Origin of the sequence: Streptomyces milbemycinicus (genome assembly GCF_002154605.1) — a bacterium.
GTDB classification, from domain to species: domain Bacteria; phylum Actinomycetota; class Actinomycetes; order Streptomycetales; family Streptomycetaceae; genus Streptomyces; species Streptomyces milbemycinicus.
The window spans coordinates 1-9,620 of the sequence record NZ_MUNE01000072.1; the positions used below are offsets into that span (position 1 = coordinate 1).

Below are 9,620 nucleotides of genomic sequence, written 5' to 3' on the forward strand. Positions count from 1 at the left end.
GGTTGCCGACCGCCTCGGTGCCGTCCTTGAGGGTCTCGATGCGGCGGATGTCCAGGCGCACCGAGGCGTAGAACTTCAGCGCCCGGCCACCGGTCGTCGTCTCGGGGGAGCCGAACATGACGCCGATCTTCTCGCGGAGCTGGTTGATGAAGATCGCGGTGGTCTTGGACTGGTTGAGCGCGCTGGTGATCTTGCGGAGCGCCTGGCTCATCAGCCGGGCCTGCAGACCGACGTGGGAGTCGCCCATCTCGCCCTCGATCTCCGCCCGCGGCACCAGGGCGGCGACGGAGTCGATGACGATGAGGTCGAGCGCGCCGGAGCGGACCAGCATGTCGGTGATCTCGAGCGCCTGCTCGCCGTTGTCCGGCTGGGACAGGATGAGGGAGTCGGTGTCCACGCCCAGTTTCTGCGCGTAGTCCGGGTCGAGGGCGTGCTCCGCGTCCACGAACGCGACCGCGCCGCCGGCCCGCTGCGCGTTCGCCACCGCGTGGAGGGTCAGGGTGGTCTTACCGGAGGACTCGGGACCGAAGACCTCCACCACACGGCCGCGCGGCAGGCCGCCGACGCCCAGGGCGACGTCGAGCGCGGTCGACCCGGTGGGAATCACCTCGATCGGCTCGTTCGGCCGCTCCCCCATGCGCATCACTGCGCCTTTGCCGAATTGCCGTTCAATCTGTGCGAGCGCGGCGTCGAGCGCCTTCTCGCGGTCGGTTCCTGCCATGGGTTCCACCCGGTTTGCTTGAGTCGATCGCTTCACGTCCACGACGCTAACCCCTGCCACTGACAAGCGGCCCGGACGTCCTCGGCCTGTGGATAACTCAGGCGAGATCCACCATGAGAATGGATGTTCGATTTTCGTGTCAACTACGCCGCTTCAGCGAGTCCCGCACCCGCGCGAGGGCCGACATGCCGCCCCGCCGCCGCGTCCGCCTCTGGACCCGCAGGTCGTCCGCGACGTCGTACCGCTTGATGTACGCGCCGAGGAACGCCTGCAGCGTCGCGGTCGCCGGGATCGCGATCAGCGCGCCCACCGCGCCGAGCAGCGCGGTGCCCGCGATCACCGAGCCGAACGAGACGGCCGGGTGGATGTCCACGGTCCTGGCGGTGATGCGCGGCTGCAGCAGGTAGTTCTCGAACTGCTGGTAGATCACGACGAAGACCAGCACCCACAGCGCGTACCAGGGCTCGACGGTGAACGCGATCAGCATCGGCAGGGCGCCCGCCAGATAAGTGCCGATGGTCGGGATGAACTGGGAGATCAGCCCCACCCAGACGGCCAGCGCCGGGGCGTAGGGCACGCCCAGCCACTCCAGCAGAACGTAGTGCGCCACGCCGGAGATCAGCGCCATCAGGCCGCGCGAGTAGATGTAGCCGCCGGTCTTGGCGACCGCGATCTCCCAGGCCCGCAACACCTCGGCCTGCCGGGTCGGCGGCAGGACCGAGCACAGCGCGCGGCGCAGCCGGGGGCCGTCGGCGGCGAAGTAAAAGGCGAAGAGGGTCACCGTCAGGACCCTGAAGAGCCCCCCGAGGACCTGCGCCGAGACGTCCAGCACATTGTTCGCGCTATTCCTGACGTAGCTCTGGAGCCAGTCCGAGTGGAGCACGCTGTCCTGGATCTCGACCCGTGACAGCTCGGTGTGGAAGGTCTCGTTGACCCAGATGACCAACTGGTCCAGATACTTCGGGAAGTCCTCGACCATGGTCATGATCTGGTCGGCGAGCATCGAGCCGAGCAGGGTGAAGAACCCCGCGACACCGATCAGGATGCCCAGGAAGACCAGCCCCGTCGCCACGCCCCGGCGCACGCCGCGCGCGGCCATCCGGTCCACGGCCGGTTCGATGGCGAGCGCGAGGAAGAACGCGATCAGGATGTTGAGGAGCAGTCCGGTCAGCTGGTCGAAGGCCCAGGTGGCCAGGCGATAACAAGCCACCAGAGCGAGCGCGAGCACCATGGCGCGCGGCAGCCAGCGCGGCATGGCCGCTCCGGGCCGCGCCTCGCGGGCGGCGTCGGCCTGGGGGCCGGCGGGGACGTCGTCGGCGTCGGGCGGGAGGGTCTCTTCTGCTGGGGCCACTGAGCAAGTGTGGCGTACATCGGTGAAAGATATCCGGCCACCCCGCGAACTCCGGGCTCATGGGCCCGGCGGCTGCTCAGCGCCTGTCGGCCGGAATCTCCAGGGCGGCGCACACCCCGCGCCAGACGTCCTTGGTCTCCCAGCCGGCCTCCAGTGCCTGGTGCACGGTCCGGCCGCCCAGCTCGGACATCACATGATCGCGCGCAAAGGAGTCCGCGTACCCCTCACCGAAGTAGTCCGCCATCCGCTGCCAGAAGTCCGTCAACCGCATGCGATCAGTATCGCGCTCCTGGGGGTGCAGTCGGACGCGAGCCGCCGTGCGACAGCGCTTTCCGGCCTACGGTCGGCCCATGGACCGATCCGCAGCAGTCCCCTCCTCCCCGCTGGCCCGCGCCGAGCAGTTCGTGTGGCTGACCGCCCGGGTGCTCGAGCAGCGCAGATTCGCGTACCACTTCCTGGGCGGCGGCGCCGACCCGGTCGAGACCGCGCTGGCCGCGTACCTGGGTGACGACGGGGGCTACGGCCACGCTCTGGAGCCGGAGCTGCGCGGCCCGCACAGCCGCCCGCAGCACGCCGCGCACGCGCTGCGCGTCCTGGACGGGATCGGACGCTGCGGGGGACGGCGCGTGGAGCTGCTGTGCCGCTATCTGACGGAGATCACCACCCCGGACGGCGCGCTCCCGGCGCACCGCCCCGCGCCGCCCGGCGCCGCGGTGGACTCCTGGAACCCCGTGGCGGACGGATCGGCCGGCGATCTGCTCGCGACCGGTCCTGTGGTGGGGCTGCTGCACCGCAACGACGTGTGGCACGCGTGGCTGTTCCGGGCGACGGATTTCTGCTGGGCTGCGGTCGCGGCGCTGGAGGAGGGCGCGGCGCTCCGGCCGCACGAGGTGCTGGCGGCCGTCGCCTTCCTCGACAGCGCGCCGGACCGCCCCCGCGCGCTGGCGGCGGCGGAGCGACTCGGCCGGCGGGTACGCAAACAGGGGCTGGTGGTGCTGGACCCAGAGCGCGCCGAGGACCACCCGCTGCCGGAGGGCCGCGCCCGGGGCGAGCGGGTCTTCGTACCGGGCGGCGAGCGGGTCTTCGTATACGAGGTGGCGCGCACCCCCGGCTCCGTGGCCCGCCCGTGGTTCACCGACGCCGAGGTGGAGCGGTCGCTGGACTTCCTCACGGACTCCCAGGGCGAGGACGGCGGCTGGCCGCTGCGCCGGCGCCCGTGGGCGCCCGGGGCGGCCCTGGAATGGCGGCCGATCGTGACCCTCGAGGCCCTGCTGACGCTGCGCGCGTACGGGCGCGCGCTCGGCTAAAGGGCCCGTACGCCCGCGGTGACGACCACGGCGACGGCGACCACCACCAGAAAGGGAGCGCGCAGCACCAGCGCGACCGCCGCCGCGCCGAGCCCCGCGGCCCGCGCGTCGAGTACCAGGTGCTGCCCGTCGCCGAAGGTCTGCTGGGCCGTGAGGGCGGCCAGCAACGCGACGGGCAGCAGCGCGGCGAGGCGGCGGACGGCGGGGCGTTCCAGGGCCCCGGCTGGCACCGACAGGCCCAGCAGTTTGGCCAGGTAGCACCCGGCCGCGGTGACGCCGATGGCGATCCAGGTACTCAACGGACCCCGCCCTCCTCGGTGGTGCGCCGGGCGCGCAGGCCCTGTACGGCGAGAACGGCGGGCGCGGCCAGCGCCGCCACCAGAACCGGCACGCCGGCCGGCAGCAGCGGCAGACAGCCGAGGACGAGCAGCGCCCCGAGACCGGCCGCCGCCCGCTCGACCGTGCCGCGGAGCATGGGGGCCAGCAGAGCGAGGAAGACGGCCGGGCCTGCGGCGTCCAGGCCCCAGGCCGCGGTGTCGCCGAGTGCGGACGCCCCGAGGGCGCCGACCAGCGTGGTCAGGTTCCACAGGGCGTACAGGCTCAGGCCGGTGACGGTGAAGCCGAGCCGCGCGGTGCGCCGGTCGGGCTGCGCGAGGGCGACGGCGGAGGTCTCGTCGATGACCCAGTGGGCGGCCAGGGGGCGCACCGACCGGGGCAGACCGAGGAGGCCGGACAGCCGCAGCCCGTAGAAGGCGTTGCGCACGCCCAGGAAGAACGCGCCCGCAGCGGCGGTGAACGGATTGCCGCCCGCCGCCAGCGCGCCGACGAGGGCGAACTGCGAGGCGCCGGTGAAGACGAGGAGACTGAGCGCACAGGTCTGCAGGACGCTGAGGCCGGCACCCGCCGACGTCACACCGAAGGCGAATCCGGAGAGCCCGACCGCGACCCCCACACCCAACGCGTCGCGGACCACGGCCGCGCTCGCCTTGGGTTCAGCGCCGCTGCCGGGCCCGGAGCGGGCCTCGGAGCCGGTACGTATCTCGATCTGTTCTGGCACACCCCGCACGGTAGGAGACCGGACGGCGCCCGGTCTTGTACGTTCTTGCACCCCTCACGCATAGGCAAGTGCCCTGCTCACCCCCGCGGCCACCTCGATGCCGAGTCCTTCGACGAGCGCTTCGCCTACGTCCTGGCCGCGCCCCTCAGCCGGTCGGCGGCGCGCTCGCGCCGGTACGCGCCCGGCGGCACTCCGACGATCCGGGTGAAGTGACGGTTCAGATGGGGCTGGTCGGTGAAGCCGACGGCCGCGGCGGCCTCGGCGGGCGCGGCACCGCTCTCCAGGAGGAGGCGGGCCCGGCGTACCCGGGCGTCGGTGAGCCAGGTGTGCGGCGGCATGCCGTAGGCGGCGCGGAAGGCGCGCAGCAGGGCGAAGGGGCCCGTGCCGAGCTCGGCCGCCAGTTGCTCGAGGGTGGGCGGGTCCGCCAACCGCTCCTCAAGGAGCTCGCGGGCGCGTGCCGCCGTTCGCGCTCCCGCGCTGCGCGCCGTGCGCGCGGGAAGCGGGCCGCCGTGGTGGCGCAGCAGGTGGGCGACGGCGACGCGCAGCAGGCTGTCGGCGGCGAGCGCGTCGCCCTCCTCGGCCGCCCGGTGCACCTCGCTGATGAGATGCGCGGCGTGCGGGGCCTCGACCATGGCCTCGGCGAACCCGACCGTGCCGCGGACCGTGGTGGTCTCGGCCGCGATCTCGGCGATCACCGACGCGGACGGATAGAGCGTGGCGTAGGCCCAGCCCTCCGGCACCCCGGCGCGCGCGGTGTGCGGCACCTCCGGGTTGATCATGACGACGGTGCCGGGGCCGGCCCGCTCGGTGCCGCCCGGCAGCCCGACCTCCTCCACCCCGCGGGTGACCGCGCCGAACACATACCCGTCATGGGAGTGCAGGGGAAAGGTGTGGCGCACATAACGGGCCCGCAGCAGGTCGAGCCCCGGCAGCGCGGTCCAGCGCCAGTGCCGTGCCCACTCCCCTGTCCGCTCCCCCGCCCGCCTGGTGTCCATGGAGCCATTGTGCGACGCCGCCCAGGGCCATGACCTGCGGGTCCGTCCGTTGTCAGTGGCCCGGTGCACGATGGAGGGCATGGCAGGCCCAGCACTCGACGGATTCTCCCCCGCCACCCGCGGTTGGTTCGCGGGTGCCTTCACCGCGCCCACGGCCGCGCAGGAGGGCGCCTGGCGGGCGATCGGTGAGGGATCGGACGTGCTGGTCGTGGCCCCCACCGGCTCGGGCAAGACCCTGGCCGCGTTTCTCGCCGCACTCGACCGGCTGGCCAGCACGCCCCCGCCGGCCGAGGCCCGGCGGCGCTGCCGGGTGCTGTACATCTCGCCGCTCAAGGCCCTGGCGGTGGACGTCGAGCGCAACCTCCGCAGTCCGCTCACCGGCATCCGCCAGGAGTCCGTGCGGCTCGGGCTGCCCGAGCCGGAGATCCGGGTGGGCGTCCGGTCCGGCGACACCCCGGCCGCCGAGCGCCGCGCCCTGGTCAGCCGCCCGCCGGACATCCTCATCACCACCCCCGAGTCGCTGTTCCTCATGCTCACCTCCTCCGCGCGGGAGGCGCTCCGCGGTGTGGAGACGGTGATCCTGGACGAGGTGCACGCCGTCGCCGGGACCAAGCGCGGCGCGCATCTGGCGCTCTCCCTGGAGCGGCTCGACGAGCTGCTGAACCGCCCGGCCCGGCGGATCGGCCTCTCGGCGACCGTGCGGCCGGTGGACGAGGTGGCGCGCTTTCTGTCGCCGCGGCGCAGGGTGGAAATCGTCCAGCCGCCCTCGGGCAAGGAGTTCGACCTGTCGGTGGTGGTCCCGGTCGAGGACCTGGGCGAGCTGGGCGGCTCCCCCGTACAGGACGGAAGTGACGGGAATACGGGCGAGAAGCCGTCGATCTGGCCCCATGTGGAGGAGCGGATCGCCGATCTGGTGCAGGCCCACCGCTCGACGATCGTCTTCGCCAACTCCCGCCGCCTCGCCGAGCGGCTGTGCAACCGGCTCAACGAGATCGCGTACGAACGGGCCACAGGCGAGGCTCTGCCCGAGGACCACTCACCGGCCGAGCTGATGGCCGAGTCGGGCGCGGCCAAGGGGGCGCCCGCGCTGCTGGCCCGCGCGCACCACGGCTCGGTGTCCAAGGAGCAGCGGGCGCTGGTGGAGGAGGACCTGAAGGCGGGCCGGCTGCCTGCCGTGGTGGCCACCTCCAGTCTGGAGCTGGGCATCGACATGGGCGCGGTCGATCTCGTCGTCCAGGTCGAGTCGCCGCCCTCGGTGGCCTCCGGGCTGCAGCGCGTGGGCCGCGCCGGCCACCAGGTGGGCGCGGTCTCCACCGGCGTGGTCTTCCCCAAGTACCGCGGTGACCTGGTGCAGGCGGCGGTGGTCACCGAGCGGATGCGCGAGGGGGCCATCGAGTCGCTGCGCGTGCCCGCCAATCCGCTGGACGTACTGGCCCAGCAGCTCGTCGCCATGACGGCCGTGGACACCTGGGACGTGGACGAGCTGCTGGCCCTGGTCCGCCGCGCCGCCCCCTTCGCCGCGCTCCCCGAGTCCGCCTACATCTCGGTCCTGGACATGCTCGCGGGCCGTTATCCGTCCGATGCCTTCGCGGAGTTGCGGCCGCGTCTGGTGTGGGACCGCGTGGCGGGCACGGTCACCGGCCGCCCGGGGGCGCAGCGGCTGGCCGTCACCTCGGGCGGCACGATCCCCGACCGCGGGCTGTTCGGAGTCTTCCTGGCGGGCGCCGACCCCAAGAAAGGCGGGGGCAGGGTCGGCGAGCTCGACGAGGAGATGGTCTACGAGTCGCGGGTGGGCGATGTGTTCACCCTCGGCACCACCTCGTGGCGGATCGAGGACATCACTCGCGACCGGGTCGTGGTCACCCCTGCCCCCGGTGTCCCCGGACGCCTCCCGTTCTGGAAGGGGGACCAGCTGGGCCGCCCGCTGGAGCTGGGCCGCGCGCTGGGCGCGTTCCTCCGGGAGATCGGCGGTATGACCCCCGAGGCGGCCCGGGAGCGGCTGCTGGCCGCCGGGCTCGACGCCTGGGCCGCGGACAACGTCCTGAGCTATCTGGACGAGCAGCGCCGCGCCTGCGGCCATGTGCCGGACGACCGCACGATCGTCGTGGAGCGCTTCCGGGACGAGCTGGGCGACTGGCGCGTCGTCATCCACTCCCCCTTCGGCGCACAGGTCCACGCCCCCTGGGCGCTGGCGCTGGGCACGCGGCTGGCCGAGCGGTTCGGGCTGGACGCGCAGGCGATGCATGCGGACGACGGCATCGTGCTGCGGCTGCCCGACGCGGACCTGATGGGCCTGGATCTGCTGGACGGCGACCCGATGGCCCAGGGCCGGGAGTACGACTTCGAGCAGTCCGCCGTCGGAGCGGCCGATGTCGCCTTCGACAAGGACGAGGTCAGTCAGATCGTCACCGACCAGGTGGGCGGCTCGGCGCTGTTCGCCTCCCGGTTCCGCGAATGTGCCGCCCGTGCCCTGCTGCTGCCCCGCCGCAACCCCGGCAAGCGCACCCCACTGTGGCAGCAGCGCCAGCGGGCCGCGCAGCTCCTGCAGGTGGCAAGCGAGTTCGGATCGTTCCCGATCGTGCTCGAAGCCGTCCGCGAATGTCTGCAGGACGTGTTCGACGTCCCCGGTCTCACCGAGCTCATGGGCGACCTCGAGTCCCGCCGGGTCCGGCTCGTGGAGGTGACCACCCCGGAGCCGTCCCCGTTCGCCCGCTCGCTGCTCTTCGGCTATGTGGCGCAGTTCCTGTACGAAGGCGACTCCCCGCTGGCCGAGCGCCGGGCCGCCGCGCTCTCCCTCGACTCCCGGCTGCTGGCCGAGCTCCTGGGCCAGGCGGAGCTGCGCGAGCTGTTGGACGCCGACGTCCTGGCCGAGCTGGAGCGCGAGCTGCAGTGGCTCACGGACGACCGCCGGGTCAAGGACGCCGAGGGCGTGGCCGACCTGCTGCGCCTCCTCGGGCCGCTGACCGACGCCGAGCTGGCCGAGCGCGGCGCCGATCCCCAGTGGGCGCGCGATCTGTCGGGCGCCCGCCGGGCCATCCGCGTCCGGATCGCCGGGCAGGACCACTGGGCGGCCGTCGAGGATGCGGGACGGCTGCGGGACGCGCTGGGCACGGCGCTGCCCGTCGGGGTCCCCGAGGCGTTCACCGAGCCGGTCAAGGACCCGCTCGGGGATCTCCTGGCGCGTTTCGCCCGCACCCACGGCCCGTTCACCTCCGCCCAGGCGGCGGCCCGCTTCGGCCTGGGTACCGCCGTCACCGACGGGGCGCTGCACGGCCTCGCGGCGAGTGGCCGCATCGTCCAGGGCGAGTTCGCCCCGGCCGGCGTCAGCCAGGAGTGGTGCGACGCCGCCGTGCTGCGCCGGCTGCGCCGCCGCTCCCTGGCCGCGCTGCGCCATGAGCTGGAGCCGGTCCCGCCGGCCGCGCTCGCCGCGTTCCTCCCCCGGTGGCAGCATCTGGGCACCCACAGCCTGCGCGGGATCGACGGGCTGGTGCGCGCCATCGAGCAGTTGCAGGGCGCCCCGGTGCCCGCCTCCGCCCTGGAGAAACTGGTCCTGCCCTCGCGGGTCAGCGACTACACCCCCACCATGCTGGACGAGCTCACCGCGAGCGGCGAGGTCGTATGGGCCGGGGCAGGCGCGCTGCCCGGTAAGGACGGCTGGGTCACCCTCCACCTCGCCGAGGCCGCCCCGCTGCTGCTGCACGCGCCGCACCCCCTGGAGATCAGCCCTCTCCATCAAGCCGTGCTGGACACGCTGGCCGGGGGCTACGGCCTGTTCTTCCGGCAGATCGCCGAGCACGTCCGGGCCGCCGGACACGACGTCCAGGACCCCCAGCTCGCCGAGGTCGTCTGGGACCTGGCCTGGTCCGGCCGGCTCACCGGCGACACCCTCGCCCCGCTGCGCGCCCTGATGGGCTCGGGCCGCACGGCCGGCTCCACCGCCCACCGGGCCAGGCGCGCGGTCCCCCGAGGCCGCTACGGAAGCCTCACCGCCCGCCCCACCGCCTCCCGGAACGGACCGCCCACCGTGGCGGGCCGCTGGTCCCTGCTGCCCGAGCGCGAGCCCGAGCCCACTCACCGCGCCCACGCCCTGGCCCGCACGCTCCTCGACCGCCACGGCGTGGTGACCCGCGGCGCGGTCGCCGCCGAGGGCGTCGAGGGCGGGTTCTCCGCCGCCTATCGCGTGCTGTCC

At 73.5% G+C, this 9,620-nt stretch carries 8 protein-coding genes; 2 read left to right on the top strand and 6 right to left on the bottom strand.

Features of this window, described 5'->3' with window-relative positions; all coding sequences use genetic code 11:
* The 3 genes from recA to CCN51_RS06660 all read right to left on the bottom strand — a co-directional run.
* On the bottom strand, nt 1-721 hold a 721-nt coding region (gene recA / locus CCN51_RS06650), incomplete at its 3' end, for a recombinase RecA (protein WP_086859354.1).
* Between the two features lie 139 nt (nt 722-860).
* Nucleotides 861-2,072: an AI-2E family transporter gene (locus CCN51_RS06655; protein ID WP_014175938.1), complete on the bottom strand. Its 1,212-nt coding sequence runs from the start codon at nt 2,070-2,072 to the stop codon at nt 861-863.
* 76 nt (nt 2,073-2,148) lie between these two features.
* Nucleotides 2,149-2,343 carry a DUF3046 domain-containing protein gene (locus CCN51_RS06660; RefSeq protein ID WP_014175939.1) on the bottom strand — a complete coding sequence of 65 codons (195 nt, stop codon included), beginning with the start codon at nt 2,341-2,343 and terminating at the stop codon, nt 2,149-2,151.
* 79 nt (nt 2,344-2,422) lie between these two features.
* On the opposite strand from CCN51_RS06660, the gene CCN51_RS06665 reads away from it, so the two are divergent.
* Nucleotides 2,423-3,379, top strand: coding sequence for a hypothetical protein (locus tag CCN51_RS06665; protein ID WP_014175940.1), 957 nt, complete (start codon nt 2,423-2,425; stop codon nt 3,377-3,379).
* On the opposite strand, the gene CCN51_RS06670 is transcribed toward CCN51_RS06665, so the two are convergent.
* The 3 genes from CCN51_RS06670 to CCN51_RS06680 form a co-directional block, all read right to left on the bottom strand.
* Nucleotides 3,376-3,678 carry an AzlD domain-containing protein gene (locus CCN51_RS06670; RefSeq protein ID WP_014175941.1) on the bottom strand — a complete coding sequence of 101 codons (303 nt, stop codon included), beginning with the start codon at nt 3,676-3,678 and terminating at the stop codon, nt 3,376-3,378. The genes CCN51_RS06665 and CCN51_RS06670 overlap by 4 nt on opposite strands.
* Nucleotides 3,675-4,445 carry an AzlC family ABC transporter permease gene (locus tag CCN51_RS06675; protein WP_014175942.1) on the bottom strand — a complete coding sequence of 257 codons (771 nt, stop codon included), beginning with the start codon at nt 4,443-4,445 and terminating at the stop codon, nt 3,675-3,677. The genes CCN51_RS06670 and CCN51_RS06675 overlap by 4 nt, the downstream gene beginning before the upstream one ends.
* A gap of 116 nt (nt 4,446-4,561) precedes the next feature.
* A complete protein-coding gene (locus CCN51_RS06680; protein ID WP_014175943.1) occupies nt 4,562-5,431 on the bottom strand; it encodes an AraC family transcriptional regulator in 870 nt (289 codons plus the stop codon).
* 79 nt (nt 5,432-5,510) lie between these two features.
* On the opposite strand from CCN51_RS06680, the gene CCN51_RS06685 reads away from it, so the two are divergent.
* On the top strand, nt 5,511-9,620 hold a 4,110-nt coding region (locus CCN51_RS06685; protein WP_211303206.1), incomplete at its 3' end, for an ATP-dependent helicase.

Coding starts and splice junctions, on each gene's coding strand:
- CCN51_RS06660 (WP_014175939.1), bottom strand. CDS start 2,343: ATGCGGTTGACGGACTTCTGGCAGCGGATGGCGGACTACTTCGGTGAG.
- CCN51_RS06665 (WP_014175940.1), top strand. CDS start 2,423: ATGGACCGATCCGCAGCAGTCCCCTCCTCCCCGCTGGCCCGCGCCGAG.
- CCN51_RS06680 (WP_014175943.1), bottom strand. CDS start 5,431: ATGGACACCAGGCGGGCGGGGGAGCGGACAGGGGAGTGGGCACGGCAC.